The 22,805-nt window shown below is 39.2% G+C and carries 22 protein-coding genes and 1 pseudogene; 1 reads left to right on the top strand and 22 read right to left on the bottom strand.

The features are described from left to right. Positions 1 to 78 precede the first annotated feature (78 nt). The 22 genes from HT671_RS03260 to HT671_RS03365 all read right to left on the bottom strand — a co-directional run bounded on the left by HT671_RS03260 (position 79) and on the right by HT671_RS03365 (position 22,100). Positions 79 to 990: an XRE family transcriptional regulator gene (locus HT671_RS03260; RefSeq protein WP_138703482.1), complete on the bottom strand. Its 912-nt coding sequence runs from the start codon at positions 988 to 990 to the stop codon at positions 79 to 81. A gap of 112 nt (positions 991 to 1,102) precedes the next feature. Continuing rightward, the gene (gene adhE, locus HT671_RS03265; RefSeq protein WP_138703483.1) at positions 1,103 to 3,754 is read right to left on the bottom strand and encodes a bifunctional acetaldehyde-CoA/alcohol dehydrogenase; all 2,652 of its coding nucleotides are present in this window, start codon (positions 3,752 to 3,754) and stop codon (positions 1,103 to 1,105) included. Positions 3,755 to 4,053: 299 nt separating this feature from the next. Next, positions 4,054 to 4,464: an MORN repeat-containing protein gene (locus HT671_RS03270; protein ID WP_020902388.1), complete on the bottom strand. Its 411-nt coding sequence runs from the start codon at positions 4,462 to 4,464 to the stop codon at positions 4,054 to 4,056. Further along, a complete protein-coding gene (locus HT671_RS03275; RefSeq protein ID WP_101514721.1) occupies positions 4,451 to 4,894 on the bottom strand; it encodes a low molecular weight protein-tyrosine-phosphatase in 444 nt (147 codons plus the stop codon). The genes HT671_RS03270 and HT671_RS03275 overlap by 14 nt, the downstream gene beginning before the upstream one ends. A 46-nt stretch (positions 4,895 to 4,940) precedes the next feature. Continuing rightward, a complete protein-coding gene (gene yajC / locus HT671_RS03280; protein ID WP_023937006.1) occupies positions 4,941 to 5,240 on the bottom strand; it encodes a preprotein translocase subunit YajC in 300 nt (99 codons plus the stop codon). Positions 5,241 to 5,356: 116 nt separating this feature from the next. Continuing rightward, a complete protein-coding gene (gene tkt, locus HT671_RS03285; RefSeq protein ID WP_101514720.1) occupies positions 5,357 to 7,333 on the bottom strand; it encodes a transketolase in 1,977 nt (658 codons plus the stop codon). 113 nt (positions 7,334 to 7,446) lie between these two features. Continuing rightward, complete coding sequence (gene ulaG / locus HT671_RS03290) at positions 7,447 to 8,538, bottom strand: L-ascorbate 6-phosphate lactonase (RefSeq protein WP_001134220.1); 1,092 nt, start codon at positions 8,536 to 8,538, stop codon at positions 7,447 to 7,449. 111 nt (positions 8,539 to 8,649) lie between these two features. Then, positions 8,650 to 10,323: a transcription antiterminator gene (locus HT671_RS03295; RefSeq protein WP_023939872.1), complete on the bottom strand. Its 1,674-nt coding sequence runs from the start codon at positions 10,321 to 10,323 to the stop codon at positions 8,650 to 8,652. 176 nt (positions 10,324 to 10,499) lie between these two features. Next, a complete protein-coding gene (locus HT671_RS03300; protein WP_001077556.1) occupies positions 10,500 to 11,204 on the bottom strand; it encodes an L-ribulose-5-phosphate 4-epimerase in 705 nt (234 codons plus the stop codon). Position 11,205: 1 nt separating this feature from the next. After that, complete coding sequence (locus tag HT671_RS03305) at positions 11,206 to 12,069, bottom strand: L-ribulose-5-phosphate 3-epimerase (RefSeq protein ID WP_023939873.1); 864 nt, start codon at positions 12,067 to 12,069, stop codon at positions 11,206 to 11,208. A gap of 3 nt (positions 12,070 to 12,072) precedes the next feature. After that, positions 12,073 to 12,738 (bottom strand): 3-keto-L-gulonate-6-phosphate decarboxylase UlaD, encoded by a 666-nt coding sequence (locus tag HT671_RS03310; protein ID WP_000166727.1) that lies wholly within the window; start codon positions 12,736 to 12,738, stop codon positions 12,073 to 12,075. A gap of 16 nt (positions 12,739 to 12,754) precedes the next feature. Continuing rightward, a complete protein-coding gene (locus tag HT671_RS03315) occupies positions 12,755 to 13,240 on the bottom strand; it encodes a PTS sugar transporter subunit IIA (protein ID WP_023939875.1) in 486 nt (161 codons plus the stop codon). A 76-nt stretch (positions 13,241 to 13,316) separates the two neighbouring features. Next, positions 13,317 to 13,598 carry a PTS sugar transporter subunit IIB gene (locus HT671_RS03320; RefSeq protein WP_000241469.1) on the bottom strand — a complete coding sequence of 94 codons (282 nt, stop codon included), beginning with the start codon at positions 13,596 to 13,598 and terminating at the stop codon, positions 13,317 to 13,319. A 22-nt stretch (positions 13,599 to 13,620) separates the two neighbouring features. After that, positions 13,621 to 15,078, bottom strand: coding sequence for a PTS ascorbate transporter subunit IIC (locus tag HT671_RS03325; RefSeq protein ID WP_023939877.1), 1,458 nt, complete (start codon positions 15,076 to 15,078; stop codon positions 13,621 to 13,623). Positions 15,079 to 15,208: 130 nt separating this feature from the next. Further along, positions 15,209 to 15,832, bottom strand: coding sequence for a ribonuclease P (locus tag HT671_RS03330; protein WP_119947505.1), 624 nt, complete (start codon positions 15,830 to 15,832; stop codon positions 15,209 to 15,211). A gap of 50 nt (positions 15,833 to 15,882) precedes the next feature. After that, complete coding sequence (gene jag / locus HT671_RS03335) at positions 15,883 to 16,869, bottom strand: RNA-binding cell elongation regulator Jag/EloR (RefSeq protein WP_023937021.1); 987 nt, start codon at positions 16,867 to 16,869, stop codon at positions 15,883 to 15,885. 17 nt (positions 16,870 to 16,886) lie between these two features. After that, positions 16,887 to 17,711 (bottom strand): membrane protein insertase YidC, encoded by an 825-nt coding sequence (locus HT671_RS03340; RefSeq protein WP_212750406.1) that lies wholly within the window; start codon positions 17,709 to 17,711, stop codon positions 16,887 to 16,889. Further along, the gene (rnpA, locus tag HT671_RS03345) at positions 17,686 to 18,057 is read right to left on the bottom strand and encodes a ribonuclease P protein component (protein WP_000739244.1); all 372 of its coding nucleotides are present in this window, start codon (positions 18,055 to 18,057) and stop codon (positions 17,686 to 17,688) included. Before rnpA ends, HT671_RS03340 begins: the two co-directional genes overlap by 26 nt. A 326-nt stretch (positions 18,058 to 18,383) precedes the next feature. Beyond that, complete coding sequence (locus HT671_RS03350) at positions 18,384 to 18,929, bottom strand: hypothetical protein (RefSeq protein WP_050223352.1); 546 nt, start codon at positions 18,927 to 18,929, stop codon at positions 18,384 to 18,386. Positions 18,930 to 18,934: 5 nt separating this feature from the next. Then, entirely contained in the window at positions 18,935 to 19,390 is a 456-nt protein-coding gene (locus HT671_RS03355) for a hypothetical protein (protein ID WP_138703485.1), read from the bottom strand. A gap of 516 nt (positions 19,391 to 19,906) precedes the next feature. Continuing rightward, a complete protein-coding gene (locus tag HT671_RS03360; RefSeq protein ID WP_023937040.1) occupies positions 19,907 to 21,097 on the bottom strand; it encodes an acetate kinase in 1,191 nt (396 codons plus the stop codon). A gap of 49 nt (positions 21,098 to 21,146) precedes the next feature. Beyond that, a complete protein-coding gene (locus HT671_RS03365; RefSeq protein WP_050971505.1) occupies positions 21,147 to 22,100 on the bottom strand; it encodes a class I SAM-dependent methyltransferase in 954 nt (317 codons plus the stop codon). A gap of 347 nt (positions 22,101 to 22,447) precedes the next feature. Here HT671_RS03365 and HT671_RS03370 point away from each other — a divergent pair. Further along, a pseudogene (locus HT671_RS03370) lies at positions 22,448 to 22,805 on the top strand (transposase family protein); the annotation flags it as partial.

A 22,805-nucleotide genomic window follows, 5' to 3' on the forward strand; every position in this document is an offset into this window, starting at 1 on the left:
TTTTCATTGAGTATAAAATTCATTGTAACAAAAAAGCGACATTTCCCCAATGACAGAAATGTCACTCCTATAAACTCTTTAACGATATCTCTCTAGATCCTCGGCCCATTCATTATCTAAACTAACGAGTAACTTCTCATTACCAAACATCCTCGCCATCATTTTTGCTTCTTCATACTTTTGTTTGGCTGTATCATAATCGGTATGAATATAATATTTCCACTCCACCATCAAGACAATCGGTTGCTTTTGGAAATCTCGTGTTTTTTGCCCTATTTTATTTAAGGTCTCGACTGCCCTCTTAAAATAAGGAAACAACCCCATAATCTCTATACAAGTTAAAGAAGCTAACAAGGAATCTCTAAGTAAGTCCAAACAATCGAACTCTATCTTATCAACCTGAGAACTTAGTTTGTCATGAAAACAAAGAATGGTTTCATGCTCAGATTCTTTTATCTCACCCATATTTAAACCATCCATTAACTGACAGTTGAAATACAGTCTCAGTTTCAACAAGTCCTCAGCCCTATATACATCTCTGGATAGTAAATCTTGAAGACTGTCCTCAATCACACTGCTTCCATATAAAGAATTACTAGTCATTCTCACTTCATCTATTGCTTGAAGACAATCCACTATCATCTTCTCATCACGTGGCAAATCATCATAAAAACACTCAAAAATCTCATCGAAATATTCTTCCTTTTGTCCCTGCAACTCCTTGTCTCCGTAGTCAGGGTGATGTAAAAGAAAGTACTTTAATTCTTGGTAGCGTTTAGGCAGTTCCTTATAATCTGGCATCAAGACGTAGGATGGAATTTCTAATCTATCTGCAATATATTCTAGTGTTTTTATCGTCGGGCGAAATTCTCCTTTTTCAATCCGCACCAACTGACGCACTGATAATTCAGACTCATCCCCGCAAAAAACTGGACGACTAAGTCCTTTTTCTTCTCTTAAGCCTCTTACTTTTTCACCAAAACTGTTCATTCCTTCGGTTTTCTCCTATATTTTAAAAATATAATTTTTTATATTCTATCATAGTTTGGTGAAAACGACAAAAAAGAGACAGGATAACTCCTGCCTCTAAACTGATAAACAATTATTTACGGCGTCCTGGTCTTTCTTTGTAGCCATAATATGCATCTGCCATAATTTCTTCCATGTCAGCTACCATTGGCAAGCGTGGGTTAGCAGGAGAACATTGGTCTTCATAAGCAAGCAAAGCAATTTCATGCAAGCTGTCTTTCCAAGCTTTTTCATCAATTCCTTGATCCTGGAAGTTCATCTTGATACCTACTGCAACACCAAGTTCGTAAACAGCTTTAGCGTATGCCTCAACTGCTTCTTCTGGAGTTGAGTGAGGCAAGCCAAGCATTTTCGCGATGTCTTGGAATTTCTCATCAGCTTTCCAGTAGTTGTATTTAGGCCATGTAGTAGTCTTAGCTGGACGAGTTCCGTTGTAACGGATAACGTACGGAAGCAAGATAGCATTTGTACGTCCGTGAACAGTGTGATGAACACCACCAATCTTATGGGCCATTGAGTGGCTCATTCCAAGGAAGGCATTAGCGAAGGCCATACCAGCCATTGTAGACGCATTGTGCATTTTCTCACGAGCTTCTGGGTCAGCTGTCTTAACAGATTTTTCCAACCATTCAAAGACAAGTTTGATTGTTTGAAGCGCAATACCGTCTGTATAGTCGTTAGCAAAGTTTGAAGTGTAGGCTTCAGTCGCGTGTGTCAAGACATCCATACCTGTATCAGCAGCGATAAAGTCTGGAACTGATTCAACCAAAGCAGGGTCAACAATGGCAATAGTCGGTGTCAATGAGTAGTCAGCCAATGGGTATTTGCGGTTGTTTTTCTTATCAGAGATAACGGCAAATGGTGTTACTTCTGAACCAGTACCTGAAGTTGTTGGGATACCGATGTACTTCGCTTTCTTACCAAGTGATGGGAAGCGGAAGGCGCGTTTACGGATATCCATGAATTTTTGAACCAAGTCACGGAAGTCGATTTCTGGTTGTTCGTAGAAGAGCCACATTACTTTGGCTGCATCCATTGGTGAACCACCACCAAGAGCAATGATTGTGTCTGGTTCAAATGCTTTCATCACCTCAGCACCACGTTCTACAGTTGTGATGTCTGGATCTGGTTCAACATCTGAGAAGACTTGGATAGTTACACGGTTGCTACGTGCGTTCAATTGATCGATAACACGTTGAACGAAACCAAGTTTTTCGATAGATTTGTCTGTAACAATCAGAACGCGTTCAATATCTTCACATGTTTGAAGGTATTGGATAGAATTGCGTTCGAAGTAAATTTTTGAAGGAACTTTAAACCACTGCATATTATTTCTCCGTCTTCCGACTTTTTTGATATTCAAGAGGTTAATGGCACTAACGTTATCCCCAACTGAGTTGCGTCCGTAAGAACCACATCCAAGTGTCAATGATGGCAAGAAGGCATTGTAAACGTCCCCGATACCACCGAAAGTAGAAGGTGAGTTACAGATAACACGAATAGCTTTAACAGCTTTACCAAATTCTTTAGTCAATTCGTCGTCAGCTGTGTGGATAGCTGCTGAGTGCCCAAGACCGTTAAATTCAACCATTTGACGAGCCTTAGTAATACCATCTTCACGGCTTTCAGATTTCAAAACTGCGATAACTGGTGACAATTTTTCACGAGTCAATGGCTCATTTTCACCAACTTCTTTACATTCAGCAGCAAGAATGTTTGTTCCTTCTGGAACTGTAAATCCTGCTTGTTCTGCAATCCAAGTTGCTGGTTTACCAACGATATCAGCGTTCAATTTCGCACCAGCACAGTTTTTGCTGTTTGCTTTCACGCCGAAGCAGAATTCTTCAAGAAGAGCTTTTTCTTTTTTGTTTACAAAGTAAGTGTGATAAGATTTGAACTCTGCTACAAATTCATCGTAAATTTCTTTATCAATGATAACCGCTTGTTCAGATGCACAGACCATACCGTTATCAAATGATTTAGACATAACGATATCGTGTGCTGCTTGACGGATGTTTGCTGATTTTTCAACATAAGCTGGAACGTTTCCGGCACCTACCCCAAGAGCTGGTTTACCACATGAGTAAGCCGCTTTAACCATGGCATTACCACCTGTTGCAAGAATTGTTGCAACGCCTTCGTGGTTCATAAGCGCACTAGTTGCTTCCATAGATGGTTCAGTGATCCACTGTACACAGTTTTCAGGAGCACCAGCTGCGATAGCTGCATCACGAACGATTTGAGCTGCGTGAGCTGATGACTCTTGAGCTGATGGGTGGAAGGCAAAGACGATTGGATTACGTGTTTTCAAAGCAATCAATGATTTGAAAATAGCTGTTGAAGTTGGGTTGGTTGTTGGAGTAATACCACAAACAACACCAACTGGTTCAGCAATAAGAGTCAATCCTGTTACATCGTCTTCTTCGATAACGCCAACTGTCTTAGTGTGGCGCATGTTGTTTACTACGTGTTCACAGGCAAACAAGTTCTTAGTTGCTTTATCTTCAAATACACCACGTCCTGTTTCTTCAAAGGCATGTAAAGCCAATTCTCCGTGGGCATCCAAAGCTGCTACTGATGCTTTGGCAACGATGTAGTCAACTTGCTCTTGATCCAATTTACGCATTTCTTCAAGGGCAACTAGAGCTTTTTGAACCAACTCATCTACGTGTTTTTCAGCAACGAGTTTCTTTTCCTCTGGTGTCACAGTTTTTTTATCAGCCATATTTTCCTCCATAGCTTTCAAGGATCGATATCCTTTGTTAATTTTTTCACAAGTTTATTATAACGCATTATTTCAACTTTGTAAACAGTTTCATAAACATTTCACAAAGAATTTTTAAACTCTTGTGAAACTTTTCTCATTTTCTTTTCTTATCAGGTTTTATCTTTGAAGTTTGTGAAATTTATTTCAAATATTTTTTATTTCACAAACTTGCTTGGAAGAGGGATTTGGAAAGAAAAGGATTTGCAAGTAAGCGCTTACTTAAAACTTCTAACAATACCTCCTTTGATAAGGAGGCTTTATTTTTGTTGAAAAACGCCTTGTTTAAAAGTCCCTTCATAAACAACTTCTTGTTCTGTTGTTAGTTTTCCTTTTCCTTCAGCCTGACCATTTACAAAATCACCTTCGTAGGTCCAACCTTCTTTAGATTGAAAAGTACCTTTTCCATTGAAGGCTCCATTGTTGAAGCCACCTGTATATTGGTCTCCATTTTGGAAGGTAATGGTACCTTGCCCATTCATTTTACCACGGACAAGACTGCCATCGTAAACAATCGTTCCATTATCAAGCTTTAGAACACCTTTTCCGGGAATATTTAGAAAAAAGACGAGTACAGCACAAAAAACAATGGTAACTACTGCTAAAAGCTCTAAACGTGGACGAGTCAGATACACTCGATACTTTTCATAAAAATTCTTAAGATTTTCCACCTTCACTCTCCTTTTCTAAACGTTCTAACCATGCTTGACAACCCTCCTGAACACGTCGATAGGTTTCCTCAAAATCTCCTGTATACCAAGGGTCTGGAACACTTTCAGATGCAAATGAGCAAATCTTATCTTGACAGTCTGCTGGACACATCTGACGTAAGTCAGAAATATTTGAAGCGTCCATTCCGATAATATAATCAAAGGCTTCAAAATCTTCCTTACTAATCTGAAGCGATGTCTTGTTCTTGTCATGAGGAATCTCATACTGTTGAAAAATTCCCTGAGTCCCCTTATGAATCGGATTGCCATGTTCCCAAGAGGAAGTTGCTCGACTTTGGATTTCGTAGTTATCTGTCATTGATTTCATAACAAACTCGGCCATAGGGCTACGGCAAATATTTCCCAGACAGACAAAGACTAATTTTTTCATCCCACTTCCTTTCTTTTATAGAAAAACGGGAGTTCGTGATCCCGTCTTATTTTTCAATTGCGCCTTCTAGTGAAGCTGTTTCTTTCAGCGGTAATACTGTCTTGATAGCAGCTAGTTCAAAAGTCAAGTAAACTCCATCTACGTCAAGAACAATTGTTCCCTTCTCCGTATCTACTTCATCGACTGTTCCATAAAGGCCCCCGATTGTAATCACTTCATAGCCTTTTTGTAATTTATTCAAGCTTTCCATACGCTTTTGTGCTTGTTTCTTTTGAGAGCGTTGCGTAAAGAACATCAAGCCCACCATAGCCACAAGAATGATTAAAAATGTATATTGTGATTCCATTATATTCTCCTTTGTCTTTTACATAGAACTACTATATCAAATTTCAGTTACTTTTACAAGATTGTACCTTGCTTTTCTAGTAAGAAAAACCAGAGCTTGCGCCCTGATTTTTAGGATTATTTCAAGTTTTGAACAACTTTTACAAGATTTTCTACAGTAAAGCCATATTCTGCCAATACTTTTGGTGCTGGGGCAGAGGCTCCGAAGGTATCAATACCTAGAACGGCACCATCAAGACCAACGTATTTGTACCAGCTTTGAGTTGCACCCATTTCGACTGCAACACGACGGCGGACTGCATTTGGAAGAATTTCTTCCTTGTATGCTGTATCTTGTTTATCAAAGACATCTGTAGATGGCATGCTGACTACGCGGACTTTTGCACCTTGACTAGCCAATTCTTTGGCAGCTGAGACAGCAAGATTAACCTCTGAACCTGTCGCAATCAAGATCGTATCAAAGTCTGCTGCATTTTCATAGACAACATAGGCACCTTTTGCAACCTTGTCGAAGTCTGTTCCATCTTCAACAATCAAGTTCTGGCGTGTCAAGACAAGGGCAGTTGGTGTTTTCTCACTTGTCACTGCAAGGTACCAAGCTGCTTGCGTTTCACGCGCATCTGCTGGACGGAAAACATTTAGATTTGGCATAGCACGAAGACCGGCTAAGTGTTCAACTGGTTCATGAGTTGGACCGTCTTCCCCAACTGCGATTGAATCGTGGGTAAAGACATAAGTCACAGGAAGTCCTTGTAAGGCTGACAAGCGAACAGCTGCTTTCACATAGTCAGAGAAGACGAAGAAAGTACCACCGTATACACGAAGTCCACCGTGAAGAGCCATCCCGTTCAAGATCGTTCCCATTGCAAATTCACGAACACCAAACTGAATGTTGCGGTTCAAGCGATTGGCATCGTCTTGAAGTCCGTCAGTCTTGATATAAGTCATGTTTGAGTGAGCTAGGTCAGCTGATCCACCTAGGAAGGTTGGTAATTTAGCTGCCACAACATTCAAGGCGTCTTGACTTGAATTACGAGTTGCTTGAGAAAAACCATTTTCTAAAGCTGGGAAGTCTGCTGGAGTCACTTCGACTGGATCACGTCCGTCGATGATGGCTTCTACTTCTGCAGCCAGTTCTGGATGAGCTTCTTTATAATCTGCAACTAATTTAGTCCAAGCTTGATAAGCTGATGCGCCACGGTCTGCAACATGTTCTTTGAAATCAGCATATACTTGTTCTGGAATTTCAAATGGTTCGTAGTCCCAACCGAGGGCTTGACGAGTTGATGCAGTTTCATCTGCTCCAAGAGGGGCGCCGTGTACAGCATTAGTTCCTTGTTTGTTTGGAGAACCGTATCCAATAACCGTCTTCACTTCAATCAAAGATGGCTTGCCTGAAGCTTTTGCTGTTTCGATAGCAGCATGGATGGCTTCCAAGTCTGTTCCATTTTCAACCAAGGCAGTATGCCAACCGTAGGCATTGTAACGGTCACGAACACTTTCTGTAAAGGAATCCTTTGTCTCACCATCCAAGTTGATATCATTTGAATCATAAAGAACAACCAACTTATCCAGTTTTTGCAAACCTGCGTATGAAGCTGCCTCGCTTGAGACACCTTCCATCAAGTCTCCGTCTCCACAGATAACGTAAGTATAGTGGTCAAAGATATTGTAGCCTTCACGGTTATATTTGGCTGCCAAGAAACGTTCTGCTTGGGCAAAACCAGTAGCAGTTGAAATCCCTTGCCCTAGAGGACCTGTCGTAGCATCAATCCCTGCCGTATGACCAAATTCTGGGTGACCTGGTGTTTTTGAACCCCATTGACGGAAACTCTTGATTTCATCCATACTAACATCTTCAAAACCAGAAAGGTGAAGAAGAGCATAAAGGAGCATTGAACCATGACCTGCTGAAAGAATAAAGCGGTCGCGGTTAATCCAGTTTGGTTGAGCTGGATTGATATGAAGTTGTTTTGTAAAGAGGCTGTAAGCCATCGGAGCCGCTCCCATAACCACACCTGGATGACCTGAGTTGGCTTTGTTGATGGCGTCAATACCTAGGAAACGAATTGCATTAACAGATAGATTTGACATAGAATTTCCTTTCTATTTGAGGTGATTATTGAATCACACATTCTATTCTACTATTATATGAAAATTATCCGTATCATGCAACATACGGATAACCTCCAAAGAATATTTTTATATTATAGCAAAGCTTTAAATTGAATGTTAGAGTCTTGTTCAAAACAATCGTCAAAACCACGTGGATGATGGTATTCTACTAAGTGTTGATCTTGAGGATAAGTATACTTACCGCCAACTTCCCAGATAAATGGATGGAAATCGTATTGCAAGCGATCTTTTCGCATTTTCCAAAGTTCTAGAATCTCATTAGTAGAAGCCATGAAGTTAGACCAGATATCATAGTGAACTGGGATAATGACTTTGGTACGCAGATTTTCTGCCATACGAAGAAGGTCGATAGATGTCATTTTGTCTTGGATACCTACCGGATTTTCACCATAGTTATTCAAAGCAACATCAATTTTAAAGTCTTTACCATGTTTTGCAAAATAGTTTGAGAAGTGAGAATCTGCACCATGATAGATGGTTCCACCTGGTGTTTCAAAGATATAGTTAACAGCCTTTTGAGCCATTTCTTCATCTGTAACAGCCAAGCCAGCAAGTTCACCGCCTGTCTCATCAGCACCGTTCACTGGGAGAGTTACCAAGCAAGTACGGTCAAATGATTCTACTGCATGAATCTTCATATCTTTTAATTCGATAGTGTCACCTGGCTTCACAACGATGATACGTTCTTTTGGAACCCCCCATCCTTCCCAGATTCGTCCACAGTGGTAAGGACCGATAAACTTAACATGCTCTAACTTAGGATTGTTGAGAATTGCTGCAGCTGTGTATGGGTCGATATGATCACTGTGGAAGTGTGAAACTAAGTAATAGTCTAGTTCGTTGATAGCAAATGGATCGATAACCATTGGCTGAACACGCAAGTTTGGTTGCAACTTACGAACACCTGCCATATTTGCCATTTGGTGCCCACGAACCATATCTTTCACTTTTTTGGTTGATTTTCCACGGTTTGACCAAAGGTCCATGACAACGTTAGCACCAGCTGGTGTCTTAATCCAAGTACCACAGTTGCCTAGCCACCACATGGCAAAGTTGCCTTCAGGTACGACTTCTTCTTCGATTTCTTCGTTCAACCATGTTCCCCACTCTGGGAAAGTGGCTAAAATCCATGACTCTCTTGTAATTTCTTTGACGTTTGGCATATGTCGCCTCCTTTGGATATAATTGTTATCTTTGAGATTAGTATACCACCCTTCAAAACACTAAAAAAGACCAAGAAAAACACAGGTTTGTGTTCATCATTGGACTGTCCTTCAAATATCTTCCAAAAAAGCTTGAACTACTATTTCTTGATTTATAAGTGTTTGAACCTCTTCTTGGAACTTACTAGCCAACTTGCTGTCTGCAATATAAGACGAAATAAGACTAGAAAGATTTTCACTGAAACTTTTGCCCTCATTACCAAATATATTGTGTTTAAGATAGTCTAGCATTCTCAAAATATCTTCTGCTTCAAGGATAGGATTAACCCTTAAAATCGGAAATCTGCTATCCAAATCATCATTAGTAGTAATCACTACATCAACTTGTGCAATATCTTCCACACTCTTAAATTGTTCTGTTGTAAATACAGTGTCAATTTGCTCATTTGGAAAATAAAGTTTGCATTGTTTCAGCAAAAGTCTCGAAACCGCAACACCTTCATCACAAACAAGATAAACTTTTTTCATATTTTTTTGAGACGATGGTGTATACTTTAAAAATCCTCCAATATGAATCGTCAAATAGGCAATATCATCGTCTGTTAGCCGAATAAACCATGCTCCTTCTAAAATTTCCGCAGATTTTCTAGTGACTAAAAATAATTCTCCATACTTGGATCGAATTTGTTTTGTTAGAGGATTTTTAGAAAAAATACCGTAAGTCTTTCTAAATAACAAGGCTTTACAGTGGATCATCAAATTTCGTAACAAATCATCCTTGTTCTCAATCTCCATTCGGATTTGTGATTCAAAATACCAGATAAATTCTTCTAAAGCAAGTTTTAATTGCCGAAAATCATCACTTTCTGCATGAATATCCAAATCTTTACGATAGGAGAGGAGGAGAACAGCTACAAGAGAAACTTCAAGTCCTGACAAAGAAATTTCAAACTTTTGAAACAACCGTTCTCCTAGCTTCTTAGACACCTGATACTCTATTCTTTTTCTTATCAAAGAAAATTCTTTCTCTATATCCTGATGTCTTTCTTGATACTGTTCAACATTATGACAGCTTAACAGCAAATAAGGTAGAACCTGCAACATAAAAGTTATTTCATGATGGTTTATTTTCTTCCCTAAATCTTGTTCAACTAAAGGAACCTGTTCCTTAAAAAATTGGTTCATTTCAACAGAAAGCAAACACTCATCATCTAACCTCTCTTTCATCTTATCTTCTAAAATAGATACAAAAGTGGCATTTTCTTCCATAAAAATATGATATAGAAGCGATTGAAGATACTGAATTTTATTAAGAGGGTGGGCATGAAGGTGGTATCCCTGTGACTTGCTCACTTGCAAGATCACCTGATATTGTTCCAAAGTTAGTTGATAACGAATACTATTCAAATCATTGAGAACAGTATTCCTAGATACCTCTGTTAACTCTATCAATTTTTCAATCGTAATACGTTCTTTAGAAATACCTATCCATAGTAACATTATCATCATACGTTCATGCGCACTCATGATATAATCGTACGAATCTACTTCCGATAATAGTTTACAACAAGCATCTCTCTGCTCTTCCGTTAAGTGAATACCAATTCGTGGAATACTAATGATGTGAAGCGCCTCGTCAACCAGAGCAGCATTGATTTTGTCAATGTGATAATAAATTTTCCTTCTTGACTCTTTCAAATCTTTCGAAATCGCCATAATCGTTTTGGACGTTTCTTGATCCATCAAATATTGAAGCAAATCACAACTTGCCTTATCCAGTACCATATTAAAAAATCCCCCAAATCTATTGATATCACAGCAATTCTTTTTATTTTACCATATATATCAAGCGCTATTTCTAAAAAATCTTTCAAAATTACTTCAACTCCAACTTTACTCTCAATAAAAATCAAATGTAAAAAGAGGAGCTAAATTTATCTTTTTCTCCTCCTTCATCGTTCTTACTTTTGACCATAATAAGCATTTGGTCCATGTTTACGTTGGTAGTGTTTTTCTAGTATGTACTGGGGAGCAGGTCCAACTCTTGGATTGATTTGTTCTGTAAAGCGATTCATCTTTGATACTTCCTCTAGTACGACAGAGTGATAAACAGCATTCTCTGGATTTTTGCCCCAGGTGAATGGACCGTGATTGCGTACAACAATTCCTGGTACTTCAACCGGGTTAAGTCCGCGATGTTCAAACTCTTCTACGATAACCAGGCCAGTATCTTTTTCATAGGCCACTTCTACTTCGTCCTTGGTCAAACTACGGGCGCAAGGGATTGAACCGTAGAAATAATCTGCATGGGTTGTTCCGTAGAAAGGAATATCACGACCTGCCTGAGCCCAACCAACAGCTTCTGTCGAATGGGTGTGAACCACACTACCAATTTCTGACCAAGCCTTATATAATTGCACATGAGTTGGGAGGTCGGAAGATGGTCTTAAATCCCCTTCTAGGATCTTACCATCTAGATCAGTCACTACCATGTTTTCAGGTGTCAATTCGTCATAATCCACGCCTGATGGTTTGATAACAATGACACCGAGTTCGCGATTGACTTCCGATACATTCCCCCAGGTAAATTTGACAAGTCCATGTTTTGGCAATGATTGATTGGCATCACAGACTCGTTTACGCATAGCATTGATTACTTGATTCATCTTACATCAAACCTGCTTTCTTAATGAGTGGATAGAGAAAAGCTTGCGCCTCTTGAATGGCTGCGCGTGTTTCTTCTACTGTTTCACAATTTTCAGACCACATTTCGATTAGGAAAGGTCCATTATAATTGGTTTCCTTTAAAATATCGAAAGCTTCTTCCCATTTGACACAACCTTGCCCGAAAGGTACATCTCGGAACTGGCCCTTTGAACTTTCTGTCACTGCATAAGTATCCTTGAGATGGAGAGCTGCGATGGCATGATGACCAAGATAAAACTCACTATAGATATCATTATGCCATGCAGACACATTACCAATATCTGGATATACAAAGAGGAAGGGAGAGTCAATCTCTTTTTCTATAGCCAAATATTTTTCGATGCTATTGATGAAAGGATCATCCATAATTTCAATAGCAAGTACCACCTGAGCTTCTTCAGCCCAGTCACAGGCTTTTCTCAAATTTTTGATAAAACGTTGGCGTGTCTGGGGTGACTTTTCCTCATAGTAAACATCGTAACCAGCTAATTGAATCGTACGAACTCCCAAGTCTTGAGCTAATTCGATACATTTTTTCATGAGTTCTAGAGATTTTTCCTCTAGAACTGGATCTTTTGATCCCAATGGGTAGCGACGATGGCCTGAAAAACAGATAGAAGGAATACGAACACCAGTTTCATAAATCGCTTTGACAACTTCCAAGCGCTCTTCCTTGCTCCAGTCAAGTCTTACTAAACGCTCGTCACGTTCATCAATAGACATCTCGACAAAATCAAAGCCTAACTCCTTGGCAAAATTTAAACGTTCTAGCCAAGTAAAGTGTGTCGGGGTTGCCTTCTCATAAATTCCAATCGGACGTGCCATGGTTTACCCCCAAATTCGTTTGATTTCATCCTTGAAGGCACGCGCTGCTCCTGCTGGATCCGCAGCCTCCGTAATTCCACGACCTGCGATAAAGGTAAAGACATCAACGCCTTCAAAGAGTTTGAGAGTATCTACATCTAGACCACCGGTTACAGAAACTCGGAAGCCCATGTCAATGAGTTTTTTAACCTTATTAAGGTCTTTTTCACCCCAAGTTTCACCAGCAAGAAGGGCATCACGAGATTGGTGATAGATAGCTTGTGAGATACCTGCATCTAGCCAAAGCTGAGCTTGTTCAAAAGTCCAATCGCCATAAAGCTCGATCTGGATTTCGCCTCGTTCCCCTCGTTCAGTCTTGATAGCCTTTAGAGCTGCTTCCATAGTAGGGATGGTTGCACAACAGATACAAGTCATCCAGTCTGCTCCACGAACCGCATTATTTTTAGCAACTGTTCCACCAGCATCAGCACATTTTGTGTCTGCCACAATAATCTTATCTGGGAAAAGGCTACGCAAGACTTCAGCCAGTTCACTTCCAACTTGAAGCAAGCAAACAGTTCCAGCTTCGATAATATCTACTTCCTGACCAACAGAAACAGCTGCTTTAATCGCTCCTTGCAAGTCTGAATGGTCTAATGCAACTTGTAAATTAGGTATTCTTTTTGTCATTTCTTTATTCCTCTTTCTAACTTTCCAAATCCAATCCTTCGAGATAAGGGCTATCCTTAGATTCTTCAATCATAGCCAAGACATCTTCTTTAGTCTGGCAAGCCTGTAAACGTGCAATAGAATCTTCTAATTCAAACAGGGCAATAATTTGTGGAATGGCTACACTTGTGTGAATTTTTGAGCTTGTTGCTGCTAGTGCCAACAAAACAGATACCTCTTTCCCATCTGAAAATACAACAGGATTTTGTAAGGTAATCAATGAAAAGGCATCACTTTGCACACCAGCTTCAGGTCTAGCGTGGGGCATAGCCATACCTGGCATCAAGATATAGTAAGGCCCATACTCTTCAGTCGATTCAATGATAGCATCGTAATACTCTGGCAAAATTGCCCCACTTTCAATCAAGGGATCTACTGCTACCTTGACTGCTTCTTTCCAATCCTTAGCCTCTAAACCTAGTCGGATCGAGTCATTGTCAATTAAAGCTTGTTTTAAATTCATATCTGCCTCCTTTATTTAAAGAGGGAGAAGGACAGAAACGATAACTCTCAGTTTCTGTCCAGCCCCCTCCAACCTTTTACTGTAGTGCTTGACTGAGTTTTTCGGTGATTTCTTTATCATCCATCAAGTTATCAAGCCCAATTAACTTCCCATTAGTTCGCCCTTCCAATTCTTGAATCAAATGAAGGGAAGCGATTACGATGTCATATCCTACTGCTAAACCTTTAGCTTCACCGACACTGCATGAATTGACTGTAAAATCTGTTTGATTAAGCTTACGGAGAGCATTTTCAACCTTCATCTTGATAACCATTGATGAACCCATTCCATTTCCGCACGCTGCTAATACTTTAACCATTTTATTTCTCCTTTTCTAGATACTAAGCTTCTTCTTGAACTTCACCGTTGTAATATTTCTCTTTATCTTTTGCTTTGGCAAATTGAAGTTGAGGAATAACAAGCAAGAAGAGACACACAAGTACATAACCAACAATAGCAAGGTATTTGAAGATATATCCAAATCCAAGCCATGGGAATTCAAAGTCGATATTTCCATGGTAGCCACCATAAGATGCCAAATCGAGAAGAGCCACACAAAGAGCTCCTAGAGCAACTTGAAGGACACCTGATATAAAGGAAAGGATAACAGCCGCTTTCCATCCGCCGCGTTTATCAGCGTAGACCGCAATGGCTGCATTGTCAAAGAACACTGGTACAAATCCTGTAATAATAAGAATCGGATTTTTAAAGACGATGAGCAAAACAATTGTAATCAATTGACCAATCAAACCAAAGGTAAATCCTGACAAGACAGCATTTGGAGAACCAAATCCATAAGAAGCTGCAACGTCAACCGCTGGGAATGAACCTGGCAACAATTTGTTTGAAATACCTTGGAAGGCGTTTGTCAACTCAGATACGAACATTCGGACACCTTGCATCAAAACGAACAGGTAAACTGAGAAGGTAAAGGCTGTTTGGATAATGTACATAAAGAAATCTTGTTTAGCAGGATTGAATAGAGTTCCTGAAGTGATGACTTCTTTATTAGACATAATGTCTGGATCCAAGATTAAAAGAATGACTCCGAAGAATACGAGCATCAAGGTAGCAGATGCAACAACTGTATCGTGGAAGATTGAGAGGAACTTAGGTAATTTAAGATTGTCTAAACTTTCTTCTTTCTTACCAAAGCGTCCTGCTACTTTATCTACAAACCAGATTGCAAATTGCTGTTGGTGACCAATCGCAAATCCGCCACCACCAGTCAAGCGTTGAGTTGCCTCAACAGTCATATTTGAACTAACTGCCCAGTAAAGTCCACAGATGATACCAATCGCTGCTGTACCGTAAGCATTGCGCAATTGTGGTACTAAGAATAGAACCATAAGAGATACTGTTGCAGCTTGTTGTACCATGATGTGACCAGTAATAAAGAGGGTTCTTACCTTCGTAATCTTTCGAAGAGCTACGAGCAAGATATTTATTCCGAAACCAATCAATAGAGCTGTAGTTGCAGTTCCAACAAAATCTGGAAACTCTGCTGCAATTTTGTTGTTTGCTGCAGCAAGTCCAAAGTAAGGGTCGATAACCGCTGCACCAATTTGGAATTTGTAGTTAAGGGCTGCTAAGATTGGACGGAAGGTTGTAACCAAACCACCAGCACCCACGTTAAGCAACATATACCCTACTGTTGCTTTAACAAACCCTGAGAAAACGTCATGGGCAGGTTTTTTCAAAAGTGCGTATCCTATCAACACCAATAAACCTACGAAAAATGCGGGATTCTGCAAAATATTGCTAGAAAACCAATTTAGAACACTTGAAACGACTTCCATAATTGTTCTCCTTTTGAATTGTTTTTGTAAGTTTATTATATAATGCGAAAGCGCAAACAAAAAGACCAAGAATTACACAGCGGACTGTTCACTCTTGGACTGTATGATTTATGATGTTTTACAAATTATCTTATTTTCTCGTAGCTAGATAATAGGGAAGAATTTTAGAATAAGACTTCAATAAGCCTTCTACGATTTCTTCTTCAGACGAATTTTCTGTCACAGGAACGTCTGCCTTCACTAAAACTTTACGGACTTCTTGGCTGCCTATCTTCTCGACTAAAGTGCGACGATTTTCTTCGTTCGCCTCCCACCGTTGACTTTGGCCATCAGAGTAGGCTAGATAATAAATTCCTTTAACGGTTGGAATGTCTAAAATCTTGGCCTGTTTCTCTAAAGTTTGCTCATCCTTCTTACGTTCGATGAAACTGACTTCCAAAGAAATTCCAAAGTCAGTAGATATCCCATACAAACGTAAGGCCATCATAGGTTCTGTCACTTGTCCGTCTCTCTGTAGATAAACCCAAAAATGTGGTCTCAAACGCTGGGCCTGATTCATCCACTGACTAGTCTGTTGGAGTTGCCATTCTGGATGGCTTGCTTGAAAGGCTTTGGCCAGTTCTGTAAAAGCCTTTCGGGCCTCTTGACCTTTGTGGCGGAATACCAGCATCTTCTCTCGCTCTGCTCCCGCTTTATCAGGATTACGGTACTGCAAACCAGCAAAGTCTAAATAATCTCTTATCTTATTCAACATCCGTTTCATCTCCTCTAGCTAGCAAAAAATCAGGTCAAGCCTGATTTTACTTATTCTGTATCTACAACGACATAGCGATTTGGCTCATCACCCTCAGAGTAACTGGTCACGCCATCCATACGTGAAATAATACGGTGGATAATCTTGCGTTCGCTATTCGACATTGGATCTGTCTGACGACTGCGTCCTTCTTCCAAAACACGAGTCGCCAATTTTTGCGCATAGGTCTGCAAGACTTCTGCACGGTGTTCAACATAATCATTGACATTGATTGTAATATAGAAGGTTCTTGAATAGCTATTATAAAGATAATTTTGAGCCAACAGTTGCAAGGACTTCAAGACTTTACCATGGTAGCCGATAATACGACCTGGTTCGTTGGTGTTAATTTGTAGATTGATGCTACGACGGTTATAGTCATTTGAAATCGTCGCCTCAACGTCCATATAATCAATAATTGTTTGAACATAAGTCGTTACTTCCGTAGCTACTTGTTCAATATCAAAGCTTGGTCCAACTTTCAAGCCCATCTCTGTCAGGTCTTGATTTTCAGTCTGGTCTTGCTCAGTTTCAAGGTCATCAGCGCCCTCATCTTCCCTCATCGCTTCCTCGATTTGAAGTTCATTTAAAATCTCAATGTGACCAGTTTCTTCTAAGATAGTGCTGGCATGTCTTTCATGTTTTAAGATTTCAGCCTTGACTTCATCAGAAATACCTTGGCCTTCTTCCTCAATCTTTTTAATTGCCTCTACAACATGACCCAAATCAACGGTCGCTTCACTAACTGTTTTAACAGGCTCATTCAAATCATTGATTTGTTTTGGAACTCCCTTTACAGCTTGTTGATTTGCTTTGACAACAGTCGTTTCACTAATCGCTTCAATATGCACTTGGGCTGGTTTTTTACCAAATAAACCAAGAAAGCCTTTTTTCTCCCTAGAAATGACTTTAATATGTGCCTTCTTCCTTGGAATATCTAATTCTTTCAATCCTTTTTGGATTGCTTCTTCAACAGTTGAACCTGTAAATACTACCATTACCAGATTCCTCCTTATTATTTCGTTTTCTGAGCCTTTTTCTTGGCTTTTCTTTTTCTATTTTCCAAATCTTTCTGTGCCTGTACTACAGCCTCGCGCTCTGCGATAATCTTGAATGGATTGTTCAAGAAATAGGTTTGCAAGACTTGATAAGCATTAGACACTGTCCAGTATAGGGCGACTCCACCTGGCGCATAAACTGCAAAGATAAAAATCAAGACTGGAATCCCATACATCATCGCAGTCGTAGCGCCATTTCGCTCAGACAAAGCTTTGTTGGACAACCAAGTACTTAAAAAGGTGAATACTGCTGCTAAAATCGGAAGAACAAGGGTTGTATCCACACTACCAAGGTTAATCCATAAGAAATGACCTGTCTTTAAAAAGTCAACTCTTGATAGGGCTTGGAACAGGGCCAAAATAACCGGCATCTGAATCAAAATCGGCCAAAGAGAGTCTGACTGTCTGACACCCATTTCTTTAAATACTTTACGCATTTCCTGCTCTAGTTTGGTTCTGCTTTCCATATCTCGACCTGGATATTGTTCTCGAAGCGCCTTAATGCGTGGCTGAGCTTCCTGCATTTTCCTAGAAGCCACCATTTGCACCTGAAAGACTGGCAAGAGGACTGTACGAATCAAGACCGTAAAGAGAATAATCCCCACTCCGATACTAATATCAAACGATAAAAAGCGAATGATTTCCGCAAAGAAGTAAACCAATTTACTCCAAAAATCAGCCGAATCGGCTGTAATATCGCTAGTTACCCCATTAGTCGCACAGGCTGTCATGATCAATAGAGACAGTCCTAGCAAACTAGTCAACTTTAGTTTCTTTTTCACTCCCATTTCCTTCCTGGTAAATCTTTGATAATTTTAATACGTGGAGTAGATTTTTCTCCATCTCTGCGTATCCCAAGGTTTCAACCCCTTTTCGAGCAATGACAACAAAGTCGACATCTTCTACCAGACTCCCTTTTGCATTCTGGATAATATGTCGGATTCGTCTCTTGATTTGATTTCTAGTGACCGCATTCCCCAGCTTTTTGCTAACTGATAGACCTACTCGAAAATGGTTTTTCTGGTTTTCTAGTTGGTAGACGACAAATTTGCGATTGGCAAAACTTGTCCCCTCCTTGAAAATCGCCTTAAAATCTTTCTCTCTTTTTACACGAAAGTTTTTCTTCAAAACTCAACTCCATCTATTAAATTACTACTATTATACCATATTTTTCAAAAAAGCCAATCATAGCAAGGTTTTGGACAATTCTACCAATATTCTCTTGTTTATTTTTTAATCCTTTTCGTCGTGCTTTCATTCTCTTTCTTATTGTCACAATGTCTACCGTTCCCGTAACAGTCTATACTTAAAACTTAAAAAATTTGAAGTCATTTTCCCTGTAAACACTAAAAACGACAAAATGGTTAGAAAATTTATTTTCCAACCACTTTATCACATTCATTAAAGACAGAATTATCATTTTAACATTCTTAATTACAAGTATTTAAGCATAACTAACCCCAAATAGCACATTTTCCAGCAGAGATTCCTAATTGTGCAACGATTCCTGCAACGTTACTCTTCATGCCAAATTTAGCAAGTTCCATTGCTATATATGAGGCAGCTTTGCCCCACATTTTACCTTGAATATAACTGATAATGTCCCCTCTCATTAAATCAACAAGTTCCATACCTGGAATCATACCAATCAACTCATCACGCATACATGAAACAAAATCTCTATCTTGTAAAGAGGCTTGCAAGTTTTGAACCAAATTAGGCTCTGTATAAATACGTTCAATGCCCATTACAATATACGGTGCCAAAGTGCCATAGCGTTCTGTCAATAATTCTTTATTAACATAAAGAACGCCATTCTCATAACTCGTCGCTTCTGTAAACAAGAATTTCAAATCCTTCTCTACTTCGGCAACATCAATATACTCTACAGTTGTATTTGGAACCTTTGTTTCATTAGCGTATGCAATCCCTATAAAACTCGGTACCATAATAAGCAAAGTCGTAGCAATAACAATACATTTTGTAATTATCTTTTTCATGTCATTCACTCTTTCTGAAAGAAATCGTGTTGTACTAAATAATCATAATGTTGTTTGTTAAATTGATACTGTCCTAAATGTTGACTGATATTACCTACATCTACTGAAAAGATGTACTGTTCACTTTGATAGTGCCATTTAATTCTAACTGTGTTCAAGACTGTGTTATAACTAAAATCTTCAACTTGACTCCAGGACATTTCAATGACTTGATTAGGCCGATTTTCAGTTACATCACTAATGTCCATCAAGTAAATCCCCTTAGATGTGAATGACATAATCTTTGGCTTCACACTCGACTGAACATAGTAGGCTCCTCCTATAATGAAAAAATCAATAAAGGATTTCAGCCATGTCTTTTTCTTAAAAGCCATCAGAAAATTCCTTTGTCCCTCGATATGACAAGTGGAAAGAAATGATTCAATCTGTTTTTCTGTTGCAAATTCCATAATAGTACCCATGATGTTACCTCCATAACTATAAACCAAGAACGATACAACAGCTCTTATAACTTATTACTGCACTATTATAGCATAAATTGTAAGCGGATACAATCAAAAATTGACATAATATAAAATATTAATCGATGACACCTGTCATTCTAAGCGAAAATTAGAAATAAGTTATCTTTTATCACTTTTATAGCAAATTTAAATTACAACAGCACAATACGACTTCTAATACATTTTTAGAAATGCATTGAAATCAGCTAATTAATTTATTCACATTTTATAGTATGTTGAAATAGAATATGAACAAATTGATTGAGAAATTCATCCTCATTTTTAACAATATTTCAGAAACCGATGTATCCTATTCTTGACTCAATGTACTATATCTCAATCCACTATAAGGCTTCTTAAAATCATCCACCGCTATCTATGACTTCTACCTTTCAAAGCTAGTTAAGTTTAAAAAAAAGAAGCTGGAAAAATAACTTTCCCAACTCCTTGTATTGAATATTTTTTTAGTTTCACTTATTTTTTCAAGCGTTCAACATCACGGGCAATGACTAATTCTTCATCTGTTGGAATAACCAAGACACGGATCTTCGCTGCATCTGTTGAGATGTCTCCTGTCACACCAAAGATATTCTTTTCATCATCAACATCACAACCAAACCACGAAATTCCTGAGATTACATCATGACGGAAATTTTCTGCATTTTCACCAACACCTGCTGTGAAAACAATGGCATCTGCTCCGTTTAGTACTGCAAGGTACTGACCGATATGTTTTTGAATACGGTCAACATACATTTCATAAGCCAAGCTAGCGTCGTGATTCCCTTCTGCTACAGCAGCTTCTATGTCACGCATATCGCTAGAATTAGCAGAAACTCCCAAAAGACCCGATTCACGATTAAGAACACTACTGATATCTTCTGGTGTATTAAAATCCTCTGTATATTGCATTAAATAAGGAATGATAGCTGGATCAATGTCCCCTGTACGCGTTCCCATCATAATACCACCCAGAGGAGTGAAGCCCATAGAAGTATCAACAGATTTGCCGGCTTTCACAGCTGTAATTGAGCCTCCGTTACCAATATGACAGGTAATCAACTTCAAGTCTTCTAATGGACGTCCCAAGAGTTTTGCAGCTTCTCCTGCTACAAACTGGTGACTTGTACCATGAGCACCGTATTTACGAACCTTGTTTTCTGTGTAATATTTTGTTGGTAGAGGGTAGCGATAAGCTTTCTCTGGCATAGTTGCGTGGAAGGAAGTATCAAAAACAACTACACTGGTAATGTCTGGCAACAATTCCTTGAAGGCACGAACACCTGCTGCATTGGCTGGATTGTGGAGAGGAGCCAACAAGCTCAACTCTTCAACTTTTTCTAAAACATCCCCCTCAACAACTGTTGATTCTTTGAAATATTCTCCACCCGCAACAACACGGTGTCCAACACCTGTAATCTCATCATAAGCCTTGATAATATCGAAACGAATCAAGTCATCCAATAAGATTTTAACAGCTTGTGTGTGATTTTCGATATCTAAAATTTGTTGTTCAGAACGGCCATCAAATTTTACAGTTGAAATTGAATCTTTCAAACCGATACGTTCAATCAAGCCTTTCGCCAATACTTTTTCTTCTGGCATTAAGTATAATTGCCATTTTAAACTTGAACTTCCTGCATTTATTGCGATTGTTTTTGTCATTATCAATTACCTCTTTTAAGCGTTTTCAACTATTATAACAAAATCTATTTTATATTTCAGTACCTTTGCTCCAATTTTGAAAATTTTCTTTGAATTTCATTAAAATGCTTGCATCTTGCAAGCTAGCAAGTGGATACACAAAAGGCTCTACTGCTATTTCATTTTTCTTCTGTAAGATAAAAATAGTCTTAGATTGGTTGACATTGGCAAAGAGATTTTCAGGCAGACTAATCATAGCAACCAGACTCGCCTCTTCTTTCAGCCACCCTTTTAACAAATCACTTTGAGGGCTGGTCAACAAATCACTCGGAGCTAGAAAAATAGCGTATCCGTCTAACTTGAGATACTTAAGCCCTTGTTCCATGAGCAAGTGATGGGCGTAAGTATATTCTTGGCTAGAAGCAACTTGATGACGCGACGCAACGGCATCATCAGGATAATAGCCGACCGGCAAGTCGCTGATGACCACATCGCTTTCTTTGAGCATTTGTGGACGAACGGCATCTCCTTGGACAAAGCCAGCCTGCAATCCGATCACGTCTGCCATGCTAGCTGCCAAATCAATCAGCAAATCATCCACTTCCATTCCCAAGTAATCCACCTTTTTATCAAGCGAGGTCAAGAAAGTAGCGCCCAGAATTCCCATGCCAGAACCCATTTCGAGGATAGTGATTTCTTCCTCTGTAAACAACTCTTCCACAATAAATACCAAAAGCAAGGCAATAGCATCTGGCGTAAACTGGTGATTAGCCTGCAGGGGCTCTGTCTGCCCAGCCTTCATCAAGAGAAACTGGTAGGTCTTGAGCCATTCTTCTTTGAGAAGCGCTAAGCGTTTAAGAACCTGATTGTTGTCTTTGACCTGATTTAGCTCAGTTTCACCGTCCAGATAGATGCTATTTTGCTCCACCAAGGCGTCATAAAAGTTGGTCGTCAAATCATTTTGGATGACTTGGACATTCTCTAGTAAATAGGTATAAGCTTGTTCAATTTTTTCAAAATCCATATTCCTATCTTACCAAATTTCCCTTCTTTTTTCCATCCTTATAGAAAATCCTATATGAAAGAGTATAAATGACAAGTTGGGCATCTAAATCTGACAGCAAAAGTTTCGTTGAATTTATTTCTATTGACTCTTGGCAGGGATGTTTATTCCGACAAATGGTCATAGAAATATAGCCGCCCAACTTCCCTAGAGAAAAAACGAAGCATGAATTGACTTACTATTTTTACAGAGTTTTCCAAGTGTTATACTAAGTTTCCATTTATATCTTTTCCCATTTTCCCAACAAAATTTTAAAGAGTTTTTATTTATTAGACTTCCTGCGAAACAAAACATGGTATAGTAGTTCTATGAATTATGAAGCAAGTAAACAACTAACTGATGCACGATTCAAGCGTCTTGTTGGTGTTCAGCGCACCACTTTTGAAGAGATGTTAGCTGTATTGAAAACAGCTTATCAAGGTAAACACGCAAAAGGGGGACGAAAACCTAAACTAAGCCTAGAAGACCTTCTTATGGCGACTTCAATATGTGCGAGAATATCGAACTTATGAACAAATTGCGGCTGATTTTGGTATCCACGAAAGCAACTTAACCCATCGGAGTCAATGGGTTGAAGTAACTCTTGTTCAAAGTGGTTTTACGATTTCAAGACCTCCTCTCAGTTCTGAGGACACGGTAATGATTGATGCGACGGAAGTAAAAATC

It is taken from the genome of Streptococcus sp. 2741, from assembly GCF_013276315.1.
GTDB lineage: Bacteria > Bacillota > Bacilli > Lactobacillales > Streptococcaceae > Streptococcus > Streptococcus pseudopneumoniae.